This is a genomic window from Klebsiella sp. 7-CIP_Kleb., assembly GCF_050378655.1.
GTDB classification, from domain to species: Bacteria; Pseudomonadota; Gammaproteobacteria; order Enterobacterales; family Enterobacteriaceae; genus Klebsiella; species Klebsiella quasipneumoniae.
In genome coordinates, this window is the sequence record NZ_JBNRLJ010000003.1 from 53975 (window position 1) to 70082 (window position 16108).

12 protein-coding genes are annotated in these 16108 nt (G+C 63.4%); 7 read left to right on the plus strand and 5 right to left on the minus strand.

Annotation, left to right across the window (positions count from 1 at the left end; genetic code table 11):
• Positions 1 to 13: 13 nt before the first annotated feature.
• Positions 14 to 3166 carry a multidrug efflux RND transporter permease subunit OqxB gene (gene oqxB / locus ACQUTI_RS13710; protein WP_004205762.1) on the plus strand — a complete coding sequence of 1051 codons (3153 nt, stop codon included), beginning with the start codon at positions 14 to 16 and terminating at the stop codon, positions 3164 to 3166.
• A 68-nt stretch (positions 3167 to 3234) separates the two neighbouring features.
• Here oqxB and ACQUTI_RS13715 read toward each other — a convergent pair whose 3' ends face one another.
• The 4 genes from ACQUTI_RS13715 to ACQUTI_RS13730 all read right to left on the minus strand — a co-directional run bounded on the left by ACQUTI_RS13715 (position 3235) and on the right by ACQUTI_RS13730 (position 6222).
• Positions 3235 to 3738, minus strand: a complete 504-nt coding sequence (locus tag ACQUTI_RS13715; protein WP_064150724.1) for an RrF2 family transcriptional regulator — start codon at positions 3736 to 3738, stop codon at positions 3235 to 3237.
• Between the two features lie 272 nt (positions 3739 to 4010).
• On the minus strand, positions 4011 to 4403 hold the full coding sequence (locus ACQUTI_RS13720; protein WP_048325404.1) for a C-glycoside deglycosidase beta subunit domain-containing protein: 393 nt from the start codon (positions 4401 to 4403) through the stop codon (positions 4011 to 4013).
• 11 nt (positions 4404 to 4414) lie between these two features.
• A complete protein-coding gene (locus ACQUTI_RS13725) occupies positions 4415 to 5428 on the minus strand; it encodes a sugar phosphate isomerase/epimerase family protein (RefSeq protein WP_053810054.1) in 1014 nt (337 codons plus the stop codon).
• Between the two features lie 20 nt (positions 5429 to 5448).
• Entirely contained in the window at positions 5449 to 6222 is a 774-nt protein-coding gene (locus ACQUTI_RS13730; RefSeq protein ID WP_053810053.1) for a TIM barrel protein, read from the minus strand.
• A gap of 220 nt (positions 6223 to 6442) precedes the next feature.
• Here ACQUTI_RS13730 and ACQUTI_RS13735 point away from each other — a divergent pair, with 220 nt between their 5' ends.
• The 3 genes from ACQUTI_RS13735 to ACQUTI_RS13745 all read left to right on the plus strand — a co-directional run bounded on the left by ACQUTI_RS13735 (position 6443) and on the right by ACQUTI_RS13745 (position 11044).
• Complete coding sequence (locus ACQUTI_RS13735) at positions 6443 to 7900, plus strand: MFS transporter (protein WP_428923286.1); 1458 nt, start codon at positions 6443 to 6445, stop codon at positions 7898 to 7900.
• Positions 7901 to 8027: 127 nt separating this feature from the next.
• Positions 8028 to 9527: a GMC oxidoreductase gene (locus ACQUTI_RS13740; RefSeq protein WP_064178277.1), complete on the plus strand. Its 1500-nt coding sequence runs from the start codon at positions 8028 to 8030 to the stop codon at positions 9525 to 9527.
• A gap of 269 nt (positions 9528 to 9796) precedes the next feature.
• The gene (locus ACQUTI_RS13745) at positions 9797 to 11044 is read left to right on the plus strand and encodes an MFS transporter (protein ID WP_264974504.1); all 1248 of its coding nucleotides are present in this window, start codon (positions 9797 to 9799) and stop codon (positions 11042 to 11044) included.
• A gap of 11 nt (positions 11045 to 11055) precedes the next feature.
• On the opposite strand, the gene ACQUTI_RS13750 is transcribed toward ACQUTI_RS13745, so the two are convergent.
• Positions 11056 to 11700, minus strand: coding sequence for a TetR/AcrR family transcriptional regulator (locus ACQUTI_RS13750; RefSeq protein WP_012967405.1), 645 nt, complete (start codon positions 11698 to 11700; stop codon positions 11056 to 11058).
• A gap of 202 nt (positions 11701 to 11902) precedes the next feature.
• Between ACQUTI_RS13750 and ACQUTI_RS13755 the strand changes: the two genes are divergently transcribed.
• The 3 genes from ACQUTI_RS13755 to ACQUTI_RS13765 are packed head-to-tail and all read left to right on the plus strand — an operon-like array spanning position 11903 to position 16060.
• Positions 11903 to 12997 (plus strand): LLM class flavin-dependent oxidoreductase, encoded by a 1095-nt coding sequence (locus tag ACQUTI_RS13755; protein ID WP_043521379.1) that lies wholly within the window; start codon positions 11903 to 11905, stop codon positions 12995 to 12997.
• Between the two features lie 20 nt (positions 12998 to 13017).
• On the plus strand, positions 13018 to 13641 hold the full coding sequence (locus ACQUTI_RS13760; protein WP_043521378.1) for an NADPH-dependent FMN reductase: 624 nt from the start codon (positions 13018 to 13020) through the stop codon (positions 13639 to 13641).
• A complete protein-coding gene (locus tag ACQUTI_RS13765) occupies positions 13616 to 16060 on the plus strand; it encodes a glycoside hydrolase family 3 protein (RefSeq protein ID WP_264974502.1) in 2445 nt (814 codons plus the stop codon). Before ACQUTI_RS13760 ends, ACQUTI_RS13765 begins: the two co-directional genes overlap by 26 nt.
• Positions 16061 to 16108 lie beyond the last annotated feature (48 nt).

Sequence of the window (16108 nt, forward strand, 5' to 3'; positions counted from 1 at the left end):
GAGAATCCAAGACATGGACTTTTCCCGCTTTTTTATCGACAGGCCCATTTTCGCCGCGGTGCTGTCGATTTTAATTTTTATCACCGGGTTAATCGCCATCCCGCTGCTGCCGGTGAGCGAATATCCTGACGTCGTGCCGCCCAGCGTGCAGGTGCGCGCGGAGTATCCCGGCGCCAACCCGAAAGTGATCGCCGAGACCGTGGCGACGCCGCTGGAGGAAGCGATCAACGGCGTTGAAAACATGATGTACATGAAATCGGTCGCCGGCTCCGACGGCGTGCTGGTGACCACCGTGACCTTCCGCCCGGGTACCGACCCGGATCAGGCGCAGGTTCAGGTGCAGAACCGGGTCGCGCAGGCCGAGGCGCGTCTGCCGGAGGACGTGCGCCGTCTGGGGATCACCACCCAGAAACAGTCCCCGACGCTGACCCTGGTGGTGCATCTGTTTTCGCCAAACGGTAAGTACGACTCGCTGTATATGCGCAACTACGCCACGCTGAAGGTGAAGGATGAGCTGGCGCGCCTGCCCGGCGTCGGCCAGATCCAGATATTTGGCTCCGGCGAATACGCGATGCGCGTCTGGCTGGATCCCAACAAGGTGGCCGCCCGCGGTCTGACGGCCTCGGATGTGGTGACGGCGATGCAGGAGCAGAACGTCCAGGTCTCCGCCGGTCAGCTTGGCGCCGAGCCGCTGCCGCAGGAGAGCGACTTCCTGATCTCGATTAACGCCCAGGGCCGTCTGCATACCGAAGAAGAGTTTGGCAATATCATTCTGAAAACGGCGCAGGACGGCTCGCTGGTCCGCCTGCGCGACGTGGCGCGCATCGAGATGGGTTCCGGTAGCTATGCGCTGCGCTCCCAGCTCAACAATAAGGATGCGGTCGGGATCGGTATCTTCCAGTCCCCGGGGGCTAACGCCATCGATTTGTCGAACGCCGTGCGTGCCAAAATGGCCGAGCTGGCCACCCGCTTCCCGGAAGATATGAAATGGGCGGCGCCGTACGACCCGACGGTTTTCGTCCGCGACTCCATCCGCGCGGTGGTGCAGACGCTGCTGGAGGCGGTCGTGCTGGTGGTGCTGGTGGTGATCCTGTTCCTGCAGACCTGGCGCGCATCGATTATCCCGCTGATCGCGGTGCCGGTATCGGTGGTCGGTACCTTCAGCATTCTCTATCTGCTGGGCTTCTCGCTGAATACCCTGAGCCTGTTCGGGCTGGTACTGGCGATTGGTATCGTGGTGGATGACGCCATCGTGGTGGTGGAAAACGTCGAGCGCAATATCGAAGAGGGGCTTGCGCCGCTTGCCGCGGCGCATCAGGCGATGCGAGAGGTCTCCGGGCCGATTATCGCTATTGCGCTGGTGCTGTGCGCGGTGTTCGTGCCAATGGCGTTTCTCTCAGGCGTTACCGGTCAGTTCTACAAGCAGTTTGCGGTGACCATCGCCATCTCCACGGTGATCTCGGCCATCAACTCGCTGACGCTCTCCCCGGCGCTGGCGGCCCTGCTGTTAAAGCCGCACGGCGCGAAGAAAGACCTCCCTACCCGGCTGATCGATCGTCTGTTTGGCTGGATTTTCCGTCCGTTTAACCGCTTTTTCCTGCGCAGCTCGAACGGCTATCAGGGGCTGGTGAGTAAAACCCTCGGTCGCCGTGGCGCAGTGTTTGTGGTGTACCTGCTGCTGCTCTGCGCCGCAGGGGTGATGTTTAAAGTCGTTCCCGGCGGATTTATTCCCACCCAGGACAAACTGTACCTGATTGGCGGCGTGAAGATGCCGGAAGGTTCGTCGCTGGCGCGCACCGATGCGGTGATCCGCAAAATGAGCGAGATTGGGATGAATACCGAAGGGGTCGATTATGCGGTCGCCTTCCCCGGTCTTAATGCGCTGCAGTTCACCAACACGCCGAATACCGGGACGGTCTTTTTTGGCCTGAAACCGTTTGACCAGCGCAAACACTCGGCGGCGGAAATCAATGCGGAAATCAACGCTAAAATCGCGCAAATCCAGCAGGGCTTTGGCTTCTCCATCCTGCCGCCGCCGATTTTAGGACTGGGTCAGGGCTCCGGCTACTCCCTTTACATCCAGGATCGCGGTGGGCTGGGCTATGGCGCGCTGCAAAGCGCGGTGAATGCGATGTCCGGGACGATTATGCAGACGCCGGGGATGCACTTCCCGATCTCGACCTACCAGGCTAACGTGCCGCAGCTGGACGTGCAGGTCGATCGCGATAAGGCGAAAGCGCAGGGGGTATCGCTGACCGATCTGTTCGGCACGCTGCAGACCTATCTCGGCTCGTCTTATGTCAATGACTTTAACCAGTTCGGGCGTACCTGGCGCGTGATGGCCCAGGCTGACGGACCATACCGCGAGAGCGTGGAAGATATCGCCAATCTGCGCACCCGCAATAATCAGGGCGAAATGGTGCCGATCGGCAGTATGGTGAATATCAGTACCACCTACGGGCCGGATCCGGTGATCCGCTACAACGGTTATCCGGCGGCGGACCTGATTGGCGATGCCGATCCGCGCGTTCTCTCCTCCTCGCAGGCGATGACGCTGCTGGACGCCATGTCTAAACAGGTGCTGCCGAATGGGATGAATATTGAATGGACGGATCTCAGCTTCCAGCAGGCCACCCAGGGCAACACGGCGCTGATCGTCTTCCCGGTGGCGGTGCTGCTGGCGTTCCTCGTGCTGGCGGCGCTGTATGAAAGCTGGACCCTGCCGCTGGCGGTGATCCTTATCGTGCCGATGACGATGCTCTCCGCGCTATTTGGCGTCTGGCTGACCGGGGGCGATAACAACGTCTTCGTGCAGGTGGGGCTGGTGGTCCTGATGGGCCTGGCCTGTAAAAACGCCATTCTGATCGTCGAGTTTGCCCGCGAGCTGGAGATTCAGGGCAAAGGCATCATGGAGGCCGCGCTGGAGGCGTGCCGCCTGCGTCTGCGCCCGATTGTGATGACCTCCATCGCCTTTATCGCCGGGACCATTCCGCTGATCCTCGGCCACGGCGCAGGAGCGGAAGTTCGCGGCGTCACCGGGATCACGGTGTTCTCCGGGATGCTGGGGGTGACGCTGTTCGGTCTGTTCCTGACACCGGTGTTTTACGTGACGCTACGGAAACTGGTGACCCGTAGTAAGCCGGTCCAGGAGGATCTGCCCGCCTAGCCTGCAGCAGATAACAAAAAACCGCCTTCACAATTTGAAGGCGGTTTTTTTTCGTCACCAGAAAATGATTAATGCGCTTTTTTAAAGCGGGCGATCATTTCCGGTACCGGGTCGCAGCCGCTGGTATCGGCGTTTTTGAGCGCCTCCAGCGCGCTGGCCACGGTATGGCGAGCGAGGACGTTGAGCGAAGCCTGCTCCGCTTCGTCAGCGACCGATTTGAAGTACCAGCAGGCGTTGGCGCTGACCACGCAGCGGGCCGGGACCTCAGGACGCGACGCCCACAGTTTTTTATCTTCGATAACGGAAAGGTAGATATCACGCAGAGTGATTTTGTCCGCCGGGCGGCCAAGATGAATAGAGCCGTTGCGGCCAAGATGAATAGAGCCGTTGCGGCCAAGCGTGGAGACAATGATGCCGTCACGGGTGAGCGGAACCATTAATTTGCGGATAAAGCTCGGGTTGGCTTCCAGGCCGTAGGCCAGAATCGCACTCGTTGAACGTTCACCCATCTGCTCCGCCATTGCTACGCTGAGAACCATCTGCAAAGCTGTCGGGAAGCGGTAATCTAACATGGTTTTGTCCTGGGTTGCGGTGAATCTTGTTCTTTTTGGCACCGCAGAGGTGAGTAATCAATGAACAACAATATAACAAATACGGGAATTTTTTTGAAGCAATCTGCGGTTAGCCTGCGAAGTAAATTTTCCTATTTCGTCTGCACAGGCGGGCTGAGAAACCGCGCTCTTCCGAAGCGGTTTGACTGGACGGCAATCTCCTCAGCGCTCCCCGGTGGCTGCCCCGTGGTATAGAAATCCGCTGCCATAACGGCAGCGGATCCTGCAGGGTGTTATGCCGTTAATTCCAGCTCGGTTTCAAAGGTGGTCACCGGCACAAACGGCAGATAGGAGATCCGCAGCCTCTCGGCCACCTTCAGGCGATGCCAGCCGGCCGGCAGGCCACCGGGTTTGAGCACCGTGATGGTCGCCTTTTCACCGAAGTTCCACCGGTCGTCGTAGACGCTCTCCAGCTCGTCGAGCGTCCACTCCCGGCCGCGCAGCGCCAGGCGGATCGCCTGCCGCGGGATGGCTTCGCCGTTGAGGGTCACGGCGATATCTTCCACCATCGACAGACCCAGACCGCGGTAGTAAGGCAGACGGGCCAAAAAGCGCACGCCGATAACTTCTCCGTCGCGGGTGACGTTACTGAAACCTTCGCGGCAGATAATATGCTGATCAAACATGATAATGCTCCTTACTGGCCCAGCAGCGCCGGGGGTGGGGTTTCATCTAACAGGCGACAGAACATCAGCTGCTGGCGGCGGACCTGCTCCAGGCTGTCCACCTCCTGCGCGTCTTCCACCCAGCGGTTGCCTTCATACTCGGAGCACACATACCCCTCATAGCCGCCCTTCTGCAGCACGCGGAAGATCTCATCGTAGGGAATCGACCACTCGCTTATCTCATCGGTCATCTCATAGAATTTGGCATGAATGTTGTGGATCCGCGGCATAAAATCGAGCATCCGCTTCGGCTCGAACGCCGCGTTGTGGCGCAGCGTTTCCGCCATCGCCAGCTGCGGGCCTGGTCCCCATTTTTGCATCACATCCAGGATCACGTATTCGCTGAGCGTCCGCTCCTCATAGGCTTTCTCGATAAAATCCGCTGCCGCCTGTGGGCAACCGTTACGAATAAAGCGCTCTTTCCACACCCGCGGGAAGCGGGCTAAAAACATTCCCATATCCGGCAGGAAGCCCAGCGCCCGGGTATTGGCTTTTTCATAGGCTTCGGCATGACGAATAATCCACGGATGATCGAAATGCAGCGGGGCGTGCACTTCCAGCAGAATGGTGATCCCTTTGTCTTCCGCATACGGCGCCGCCGCCACCAGCACCTCCGGCGCCACGGAAACCAGAGAGCGGATAAAGCGCATGCCCAGCCGGGCGGCAAAATCGATGTCGTTTTGCACGCTGCGCACCTGCTCGTCAAACGGCATCGGCCGGTCTTTATAACGCTTATAGTCGAGCATAAAGTCATGGCACACCGGCACCGTGTCATGGCGCTGCATCAGACGGTGCCAGTCGGCGATCGCCGCCTCCGGCATGCCGCGCTCCGGCCAGCCGGCGAAGGTCTGTTCGCCGACGACTTCAATCCCGCGGGCGCCGAACGCCGCGCAGTGACCGATCGCCTGATCGAGGGACATCTTGCCGAGATAGGTCTCATTCTGAAAACTGTACAGACTGACGCCGCGTTTTATTTTCTGAGTCATAAAAGTACCAGGTAAGTTGGTTAACAGGATAAGCCGGTCGCTTCGCGGGCGCGGGCCACCGAGGCCGCTGCGGGCAGCGACGGTTTATACTCCAGGCCAATGGCCCCGTTGTAGCCCAGGCGTTGCAGCCGGGCGATCACGTCGGGCCACTCGCCGCTGCGCGGATCCGGTTCGTTACGATCCGGCGCCTGCGCTATCTGCACGTGCCCTACCCGATGCATTCTGCCGCCGAGCACCTCCTCCATCTCCTCTTCCATCACCATCGAGTGATAGACGTCAAACAGCAGCTGCAGCCGCGGGCTGTCGACCGCCTCGATAATGTCCAGCGCCAGCCGGGTGTTGTTTAAGAACATCCCCGGATGATCGATGCGGGTGTTGAGCGGCTCCAGCAGCAGAGTGACCCCGGCGGCTTCCGCCAGCGTCGCCGCCTGGCGCAGGATGTGGATCGCCTGCGCCTGCTGTTCGGCGATAGCCACCCCTTCGCGGCTGAAGCCGGAGGCCACCACCAGCGGCGGCGACCCCAGCTGGCGCGAGACCGCCAGGCTGTCGCTCACTGCCGCCAGAAACTGCTCATGCTCCGCCGGATCCACCAGGCTGCGCCGGGGCTCCACCACGAAGCTCGACAGCGTCACGCCGGTTTCCTCCAGCGCCTGCGCCAGCGCCGCCAGCGGTTTATCACGCCAGAGATGAAACTCAACATGGCTGAATCCCTGCGCTTTCGCTGCCCGGACCCGATCGCTGAAATCGGGATACTCTTCACGAAACAGCCATTCAATACATGCGGACAAATACATCCGACCCCCTTCTCTACTTGCCAGAACAAAACAAACAAAATTAGAATAAGAATTCCTATTCTGTTTCGGAGCGGCAGTGTGACGCCTTCCCTTCTGGCGTCGCGGTCAACAGCAGGATCTGACGCGGCATAACCAGAATGAGTGCTCTAATTCTAATCTCTGGTTGCTATAAATTGTCAACATCATTTAACAAGTTTTTAACCAAATCTGAAGGTACATCATGCTCAATAACGCTTCGGCGGCCACGGTTCAGGCGCCTCCCTATACCAGCGAGCGGCAGCGCACGCTGGCCACGCTGGTGGTTTCGATAGCGCTGGTGCTGGAGATCATCGACGTCTCGATCATTAATGTCGCCATCCCGGTGGTACAGCGGGATCTGCTCGCCAGCCCGCGGCAAATTGAATGGGTGGTCACCGGCTACCTGTTCTTTTTCTCCATTCTGCTGCTCACCGGCGGTCGGCTCGGCGATCTGTATGGCTACCGGCGGCTGTTTATCAGCGGCCTGCTGGCGTTTGGTGCCGCATCGGCCGGCTGCGGACTGGCCGCCAGCCCGGAGATGCTGGTGGCGATGCGTATTGCGCAGGGGGCCAGCGGGGCGATGATGGGCCCGCAAATTCTCTCCCTGATGCAGGTGCTGTATCGCCCGCACGAGCGTTTCCGGGTGATGAGTATTTTCGGCCTGCTCGGCGCCGCCGCCGGGATCCTCGGCCCGGTGCTCGGCGGGATCATCATCGAAAGCAATCTGTTCGGCCTCAGCTGGCGGCCGATCTTTTTGATCAACGTGCCGGTGATCGTTATCGCCGTCGCTCTCGCCTGGCGGGCGCTGCCGGCGGTGCGCAGCCCGGAGGCCAAAGGTATCGATCCGCTGGGAACCCTGCTGGCGGTGGTGGGCGGCGGCGCGCTGCTGCTCACCTTGATCGAAGGCCCCGCCCTGCGCTGGCCGCTATGGATGGCGCTGCCGCCGCTGCTGTCGCTCATCACGGTGTCACTCCTCTGGCGTCATCTGCTGGGCCGTGAACGCCGGGGCGGCACGCTGCTGTTGCCCCCCGCGGTGCTGCGCGACCGCTTCTTTCGCGCCGGGATCGTCATCACCCTGCTCTATCAGCTGACCACCGCCTCGCTGCTGCTGGCCACCGCGCTGGTGCTGCAGAGCGGACTGGGCTTCAGCCCGTTCCATACCGCCCTGCTGCACATCCCCTTCGCCCTTGGGGCGATGTTTTCCATCGCCGTCGCCGGCCGCCGGCTATCGCCTCGTCTTGGGCGTAACGTGACGCTGGTCGGGGTGGCCGTGCAGATGAGCGGCCTGCTGCTGATGGGCTACGGGATCGCCACGGCGCCGGGGACGCTGGCGCTGACCGCGCTGGGTCTAGGCTTCGGCCTGTGCGGCTGTGGGATGGGGCTTATCTCCGCCCCGCTGCCGGCCTTTGCCATGGCGGCGATCCCGGTGGCCCACGCCGGCGCGGCGTCGGGATTATTTCGCACCGGCCAGCAGTTTGGCGCCGCCCTCGGCATGGCGACCCTCGGCGGATTCTATCTGGCGCAAAGCGCCTCCGCGCCGGATGCCTGGCGCGGGGCCTTTATCACCCTGCTGACCCTTGGCGCCCTGATCCTGCTGGCGATTGCCGCCCTCAGCCGCCTGCTGCCCGCCTCAGTGCTTCCCCCGGCGGGTAAGCCATGACCTATCGCGTCCGGCAATGGCTGCTATCATGAGGAACCATTTATCAGGACGCACAAAGCTGTAGTACCTATTTTCTGTACACCTGCAACGGGCATGCGCCCGGAGAACAACAAAGGCATGGACTGATATGGATGAAAACATCGATGTACTGATTATTGGCAGCGGCCCGGTGGGCGCCACTTTCGCGCGGCGGATTGCCGATCGCCGCGCCGCGCGGATCCTGATGGTGGAAGCCGGCGAAGCGCTGACGTCCGCGACCGGGGTTAATATCCGCAACCTGGCGCCAGCGCAGCGGGAAACGGCCTACGACCGCGTCCGGGCGTTTCCGCTGGCCGCCCTGCCGGAGAACCTGCCGGCAGACGCCCTGCAGGCACGGCCCGGCACCCACCTTCTCGACCCGGCGGCGCCCCACAGCGGCATGCCGGCCGCCGCGCTCTCCACTAACCTCGGCGGCATGGGCGTCCACTGGACCTGCGCCTGTCCGCGACCGGGCGGCAGCGAAGTCATTCCCTTCCTCGATCCGCGGGAGATGGCCGACGCCTGGGAGTCGGCTGAGCATTATCTGCAGGTGACCCGCGAAGGATTTCCGGCCACCGCCATCGGCCGGCAAATCGTCGATGCCCTTAATCAGCACTTCGCCAGCGACCGTCCGCCGGCGCGGCTGGCGCAGCCTATGCCGCTGGCCTGCGCCGCGACGCCGGAGGGCAAGCCGCGCTGGTCCGGCGTCGACGTGGTGCTTGGCGAGCTGGCGGAGGAAGAGACCCGCCGCCAGCGCGGGGTGGAGATCCGTACCGCCACCCTGTGCACCCGGATCCTCAGTGAAGACGGCGTCGCCTGCGGGGCGGAGCTGCGCGATCTGCGTACCGGCGAGCAGTACGTGGTGACGGCCAAAGCGGTAGTGGTCGCCGCCGATGCGCTGCGTACCCCTCAGCTGCTGTACGCCTCGGGCATCCGCCCGCGGGCGCTGGGGCGCTGGCTCAACGACCAGCCGCAGGTGATCGCCCTGATTGAAGTGGACGCCCCGCCGGCCGCCGCCGCGCCGACCTCCCCGCTGCGCGACGGACGGGACAATGTCTCCGGCGTCACCTGGCTGCCGTTCCATGAGCCTGATTTCCCGTTCCACGGTCAGCTGATGCAGATGGATACTTCGCCGATCGCCTTTACCCAGCCGCCGGGGACTCCGACGAAGCCGGTGGTGGGCCTGGGGCTGTTTCTCGCCAAGGAGCTGCGCGAGGAGGATCGAATCGTCTTCAGTGATGACACCGACGCCGTAGGGCTGCCGAAAATGCAGCTTAACTATCAGTTAACCGACGGCGATCGCCGGCGTTTACAGCAGGCGGTGGCGGTGACCGAACGCGTCGGCGCCGCGCTGGGCCGCGTCGCGCCTGGCGGTGAGGCCATTATCCTGCCGGCGGGCACCTCGCTGCATTACCAGGGAACTTGTCGCCTGGGAGAAGCGAACGACGGCACCAGCGTGGCCGACCGCCGCTCGCGGGTGTGGGGTTTTCACAATCTGTACGTCGGCGGCAACGGCGTGATCCCCACCCCAACCGCCTGCAACCCGACGCTGACCAGCGTCGCGCTGGCGATCCTCGCCGCTGACGATATCGTGGCGCGCCTGCTGTAGCGCCTCTGGCTTACCGGGGCAAAAGCGGCCCCGGCTCCTCGCGAAAGGCGACATCGGTCGCCTTTTTATTGCCGCAAAACCCACATAAAACCAATGGTATTTTTGTTTGTGATGGATCACATACGTAATCACAATTTTTCCCCGCGCCGTTCCTGCTCCTACTCTTAAATCCGCGGCTATTCCCGCCGCCACCTGTATCCCTGACCTGCATACTAAAAAACCGCGCCGCCGCCAACGACAGGCGACCCGCGCGATAAAAGGAGAACGTCGTGAGCCATAGCCTGAATCCGCCCCACGCGCCACAAGCCGGCGCGATCCAGGGCATCATCATCGCCCTGACCGCCTTTCTGCCCATCCTGGCGATCGTTTCCCTGGCGCCGGCGGTCCCGACGCTGATCCAGCACTTTACCGGGGTGCCTTATGTCGAAACCCTGGTGCCGCTGATGCTGACCGCGCCCGGACTGGTGATCGCCATCGCCGGGCCGTGCACCGGCTGGCTGGCGGATAAATTTGGCCGCCGTAAACTGCTGCTCAGCGCCACGCTGTTGTATGGCATCTGCGGCACTATGCCGCTGTACATCACCTCCCTGACCGGCATCTTTTGCAGCCGCCTCGGCGTCGGGCTGGCGGAGGCGGTGGTATTGACCATCGCTAACACCATGCTGATCGATTACTTTGACGACAAACAGCGCCGCTTCTGGCTGACGGTGCAGGGGGTGATTGGCCCGGCGCTGGCGGTGCTGGTGCTGGCCAGCTCCGGCTATCTGACCGCCCTGCGCTGGAACGGCGCCTTTATGATCTACTTTGTCGCCATCCTGCTGTTTCTGGCGATGTACTTCTGGATGTTCGAACCCGCTCAGGCGGCCCGTCCGCAGCACGCCGCCCAGGCGGCGCAGCATAATCCGTTTCCGTGGCCGCGAGTGATCGCCCTCAGCGTGCTGACCTTTGTCTGCGCCATCATTTATTACGTGTACACCATCAACGGCGCCAACGCCTTTCATACCCTGCAAAACGCCAGCCCGCAGCGTATCGGCCTGATTATGTCGCTGGTCAGCCTCGCCGTGCCGGTCGGTTCGCTGCTGTTCGGTCTGGTCTCCCGCCGCTATACGCCGGAGCGCGTGCTCGCCATCATGCTCTGCCTGATGGGGATCGGAATGCTGGTGGTGGGCGAATCGCGGACGCTGATCGCCATGGGGATCGGCTCCGCCATCCAGCAGCTGGGTGCCGGCATGGCGATTAATGCGATGATTTACTGGGTAGGATCGTTGATTCCGCCCGCCTACTGCGGCCGGGCGATGGGCGCCTGGTCCGGGGCCTTCTTCGCGGGCATGTTCGTTAGCCCGATTATCGTCGGCGCGATCCGCCTGCGGGCCGGGAACGATGTGTTGAGCGCCTTCCTGACGCTCGGCATCGCGGCGCTGGTGCTGGCCGCCGCGATATTTCTTTATACCTTCTCCCGCCATAGCCAGCGCCTGCGTCAGCACAAGCAGGCCAGCGCCTGGCAGTTAGCGAAGTAAAATCCCGCGGCTTAGCCGGCCTCGACGGGGGTAACCAGATAGCTCAGACACATCATGCCCAGATGGCGTTTGAGCTGTTCCCAGTCGCCCTCGCCGGCGGCTTCTGCCGCCGACCCCAGGCCGAGGAAGCGCGCCAGCGCGGCATACGAAACCGTAAAGCAGAAGCGGGCGGCCTGCTCTGGCTCCGGGTGGCGGATCTCCGCCGCGGCGTCGAGCAGCTGGTCGATGAAGGTCTGCTCATTTTTCTGGTAAGCGGCTTTACCAATCCCCGCCACGCGCTCATCATCCGCCCGCGCCATAAACGGCCGCAGGATCCCGGCATGGCGACGCAGATACTCCGCCTGGACATCCATCAGCGCCGGAAGCCGCTGGCGCAGCGGCAGATTGCGCGCGTGCAGCTGCTGGATCAGCTGCTGCCATTCGGCGTCCAGCTCCTGCATCACCTCCATCATGACGGCGATAAACAGATCTTCTTTGCCGCCGAAGCGGGCATAGATCGAGCCGACAGAAACGCCCGAGCGTTTACTGATTTCAGCAATGGTCAGCAGCTCAAAGGTGCCTTCATGCAGGATTTCACGGCTGGCGGCCATCAGCCGCTCCAGCGCCACCCGGCTCCGGTCCTGTTTCGGCTGGCGCATCGCGGGAAGATCGGTCATCGCAGTTCTCACCTCTTTATCCATAGAAAACCCCCGCAGTGTATTGCAGTTAGCGACCACGCTGCAAATTGCCCACCCGACTCCCCCGTCGGCGATGTGGCAAAAGTGTGATGGCGGTCATTTTCATTCTTTGATAAACAACTAGAATCATAATTCTAGTTCTATTTAATAATAACAACCACCACACAACCCAGGAGTTGCTATGCGTTTCTCTGTTTTCCTCGTCGGCCGTTCCACCGCCCCCGAGCAGGATCGTTTTGTCATGCAGTCGCTGATCGATCATGCGCGCCAGGCCGAAGATCGCGGCTTCGATGCGGTCTTTATGCCAGACCATCACTTCACCGGCTATGCGCCGATGTCCAGCGATCCGTTTGTCTTCGCCGCTTACCTGGCCGGCCAGCTGAAAAAGATCCACTTCGGCATGTCGGTGACCACCGTCCCGCTGCACCACCCGGTGCGCTTCGCCGAGCGCGTTAACCTGCTGGATCAACTCACCGAAGGCCGCCTGCTGGTGGGCATCGGCAGCGGCACCACGCCGGAAGAGATGATCGGCTTTGGCGTGAACTACAAGGACGCCTCCAGCCTGCTGCAGGAGAACCTCGATCTGGTCCAGCGGCTGTGGGAGAAAAATATTGAAGACGATCCGATCATCTTCGAAACCGGCCACTATAAGGGCGCGGTGGTCCAGCGCATCGTTCCTGCCCCCTGGCAAAAACCCTTCAACCGCATTATGCCGGTGGCGCTGCGTGAAACCAGCATGCAGCGCGCCGCCGACAACGGCTGGCCGGCCTTTATTCCCGCGTTTACGCCGCCGATCCCGGCCAGCAACGATCCGTTTGGCCAGCTGACCCACTATTTCACCCGCTACCGCGATGCCCTGCTCAACGCCGGCCATAGCGACGAGGTGGTGAACCACTGCCTCTCGTGGACCACCCACACCTGGCAGTGCGTCCATATCGCCCCCACCGACGAGCAGGCCCGCGAAGAGATGCTGCAGATCATGGGCTGGTACCAGCAGGCCATCGACCGGGAATATGAGTACAACAAGCGGGCGGAAGAGTTCAGCGGCGTTACGCTGCACCGCCATCCGGACTGTTTCAGCGAAGAGTGGATCAAAACCTGGTGCCTGTACGGCAGCCCGGAGACCGTCGCCGAGGAGCTGGAACGCCATCAGCGGCTGGGCATCGGCAACGTGCTGCTCGGCTTCACCAACGGCCCGCTGACCGAGGAGCGCCTGCGCCTGAGCCAGCAGTCGATCTCGTTGTTCGCGGACCAGATCCTGCCGCGCTTTCGCTAATCCAACCGGGAGATCCTGCTATGAATAAGCCTGCTTTCTCACGCCCGCCGCTGCTGATCGGCATCGGCGGCACCACCCGCCCGGGCTCCAGCACCGAGCGCGCCCTCGCCGCCGCGCTGGCCCACGCCCGCACGCTCGGCGCGCAGACCCAGCTGTTCGGCGGCGCTGAACTGGCGGCCCTGCCGCCGTTTAATCCGGAAGTGACCACCCGCACGCCGCAGGAGACGGCATTTGTGGAAGCCGTGCGCCAGGCCGACGGCATTCTGCTGGCCTCGCCGGGCTACCACGGCGGGGTGTCTGGCCTGGTGAAGAACGCCATCGACCTGCTGGAAGATTTGCGCGGCGACAGCCGGGTCTATCTTGATGGCCGGGCGGTGGGCTGCATCGTCACCGCCGCCGGCTGGCAGGGTTGCAACACCACCCTCGGCGCCATGCGCGGGATCGTTCATGCCCTGCGCGGCTGGCCGACCCCGCTGGGGGTCACTCTCAACACCGCCGGCGTGTCGCTGTTCGACAGTGAGGGCCGCTGCACTGACGACGCGGTCCAGCGCGCGCTGGCCACCGTAGCCGAACAGGCGCTGGCCTTCGCCCCCGCCGCCCCCTTACGGAGACAAGCCGATGCCTGCGCTCAGTCTGTCGCTTAGCGTTGCCGAAAAAGCGCGGCTCACCGCCGGGATGGGGATGTGGTCCACCCACCCTATCCCCCGCTCCACGCTGGGTTCAGTCACCCTGTCCGATGGCCCGATGGGGATCACCGGCGGCCGGGTGGACGAGCGGGATATTGCCCTGCTCAGCCCCTGCGGACTGGCGCTTGGCGCCAGCTGGGACCGCCAGCTGGTCAGCCGGGTTGGCGGCGTCATCGGCGAGGAGGCGCTGCGCACCGGAACGCAGGCGCTGCTGGCGCCTAACCTGAACCTGTTGCGCAGCCCCCTTGCCGGCCGCGCGTTTGAGCTTTTCGGCGAAGACCCACGGCATATCGCCGAGCTGGGCGCGGCGTGGATCGATGGCGTCCAGCGCCAGGGGGTGGGCTGCATCGTCAAACATATGGTTTGTAACGATTCAGAAACCGATCGGCGGACCATGAACGTGGTCGTCGATGAAGCCACCCTGCGCGAAGTCTATTTCTGGCCGTTCGAAGTGGCGGCCAGCCGCGGCGTCTGGGGCATGCTGACCGCCTATAACCGGGTGAACGGGATCTATTGCGCCGAGCAGCATCAGGCCATCAGCCAGTGGCTGAAGCGCGATCTCGGCTGGGACGGGCTGGTGATGTCCGACTGGTTCGGCACCCAGAACGGCCCGGCCAGCTTCCGCGCCGGGCTGGATCTGGAGATGCCGGGCCCGGCCCGCCATATGGGCGAGCGCCTGCTGCCCGCGCTGATGGATACCGACAGCGACGCCCGGCGTCTTGACGATGCCGCCGCCCGGCTGGCGCGGCTGGCCGAACGGGTCAGCCATCCTCTGCCCTGGGATGGCTCTGCCGCCGCCCAGGCGCAGCGGCGTCACACCCTCGAAGAGGCGGCGGCGGCGGGCTTTGTCCTGCTGCACAATCGCCAGCGGCTGCTGCCCCTCGCCGCGCAGTCGGGACAGCGGCTGGCGGTGATTGGCCCCAACGCCACGACGCCCTGCTTCCAGGGCGGGACCTTTGCCAGAGTGGCGCTGATGCCGGGACTGATCTCTCCTCTGGAGGCCATTCGCCAGCGCTTTTCCGCCGCCGGGGTCGAAATAAGCTATGCCCAGGGGGTGGAGAGCGATTACCGCATCCCACCTCTGCATCATTTGCCGCTGCGCACCGCCGCCGGCGAGCGCGGCCTGGACGTTGCCTACGCCACCGCTGACGGGGGCGTGGTTCATCAGGAGGTGCGCGACGCCTCCTCGCTGATCTGGTTCCGCGATATGCCGGGCGTCGGCGACATGCTGCGCCTGACCGAACGCGCCACCGTGACGGTAAGCTGCCAGTTCACCGCGCCGGTGAGCGGCCGCTACGGCTTCTGGATCGGCGGCACCGGGGAGATCGCCCTCCAGCTGAACGGCGAGCGCGTGGCGACCTTCAACGGCGAGGCGCTGGAGGGGGATATCATGGGCAAGCTGATGCAAGCCCCGCATACCCGTCTTGAATTTCCGCTGCAGGCGGGGGAAAACCTGACCTTCCGGGCCGAGATGGCGCTGGGCAGCAGTATCGCCCACGGCATCTGGTTCGGCTGCCAGCCCCCTCAAACCATCGACCTGCTGCAGCAGGCGGTCGACCATGCCCGGGCGGCCGACAGCGTGGTGCTGGTGATAGGCGAAACGGCCGATGCCGGTCTGGAGAGCATCGACCGGGACGCTACCGCGCTGCCGGCGCATCAGGTTGCCCTGATCCGCGCCGTCTGCGCGGCGAACCCGCGGACGGTGGTGGTACTGAATGTCGCCCATCCGGTGGATACCGGGTGTCTGGCTGACGCGGCGGCGGTGATGGTCGTCTGGTATCCTGGCCAGGAGTTTGGCCCGGCGCTGGCCTCGGTGCTGGCCGGGGATCGTGAGCCTGGCGGTCGCCTGCCGGTCACCTTCGCCCAGCGCCTGGACGACTATCCGGTACGCAGTCTGACGCCGGACGCCGCGGGGGATCTCTGGTATCACGAGCGCCAGCAGGTAGGCTATCGCTGGTTTAACGCCCGCGAACGCCCCGCCGCCTGGGCCTTCGGCCACGGTCTGGGGTATGCTGATATCACCCTGATCGCCGCTGCACTGACAGGCGACGAGGTGGACGCTCTGCAGCTGCGCTGCCGGTTGGAAAACCGCGCCGCCCGCGCCGGGAAAGCAGTGGTCCAGCTCTACCTGCGAGGGCCGGAGACGGCCTGGTCGGCGCTGGCGGAGTTTGCGGCAGTCAGCGTCCCGGCGCACGACGAGGCCGCCCTGACCCTTGTCCTGCCGCGTCACGCGCTGCAGCGCTGGCAGGTGCCTGCCCAGGAATGGCGCCTGGCCAGCGGCCCCTGGCAGCTGGCGGTGGGTTTCGCCAGCGACGATATCCGGGCAACCTTTGACTTCGTGCTAACTCCCGACGGGAAAATCAGCCACCGGGGCTAAGCCCGGACCGATGGCAAAGAGGGTCGGCAACGTGCCGGCCCTCTTTTT

What these genes read in the sequence shown, in the direction of transcription:
- ACQUTI_RS13715 (WP_064150724.1), bottom strand. Translation starts at nt 3,738, where the DNA reads ATGTTAGATTACCGCTTCCCGACAGCTTTGCAGATGGTTCTCAGCGTA.
- ACQUTI_RS13765 (WP_264974502.1), top strand. Translation starts at nt 13,616, where the DNA reads ATGCCTGCGCTCAGTCTGTCGCTTAGCGTTGCCGAAAAAGCGCGGCTC.
- ACQUTI_RS13735 (WP_428923286.1), top strand. Translation starts at nt 6,443, where the DNA reads ATGCTCAATAACGCTTCGGCGGCCACGGTTCAGGCGCCTCCCTATACC.
- ACQUTI_RS13720 (WP_048325404.1), bottom strand. Translation starts at nt 4,403, where the DNA reads ATGTTTGATCAGCATATTATCTGCCGCGAAGGTTTCAGTAACGTCACC.
- ACQUTI_RS13725 (WP_053810054.1), bottom strand. Translation starts at nt 5,428, where the DNA reads ATGACTCAGAAAATAAAACGCGGCGTCAGTCTGTACAGTTTTCAGAAT.
- ACQUTI_RS13740 (WP_064178277.1), top strand. Translation starts at nt 8,028, where the DNA reads ATGGATGAAAACATCGATGTACTGATTATTGGCAGCGGCCCGGTGGGC.
- ACQUTI_RS13755 (WP_043521379.1), top strand. Translation starts at nt 11,903, where the DNA reads ATGCGTTTCTCTGTTTTCCTCGTCGGCCGTTCCACCGCCCCCGAGCAG.
- ACQUTI_RS13750 (WP_012967405.1), bottom strand. Translation starts at nt 11,700, where the DNA reads ATGACCGATCTTCCCGCGATGCGCCAGCCGAAACAGGACCGGAGCCGG.
- oqxB (WP_004205762.1), top strand. Translation starts at nt 14, where the DNA reads ATGGACTTTTCCCGCTTTTTTATCGACAGGCCCATTTTCGCCGCGGTG.
- ACQUTI_RS13730 (WP_053810053.1), bottom strand. Translation starts at nt 6,222, where the DNA reads ATGTATTTGTCCGCATGTATTGAATGGCTGTTTCGTGAAGAGTATCCC.
- ACQUTI_RS13760 (WP_043521378.1), top strand. Translation starts at nt 13,018, where the DNA reads ATGAATAAGCCTGCTTTCTCACGCCCGCCGCTGCTGATCGGCATCGGC.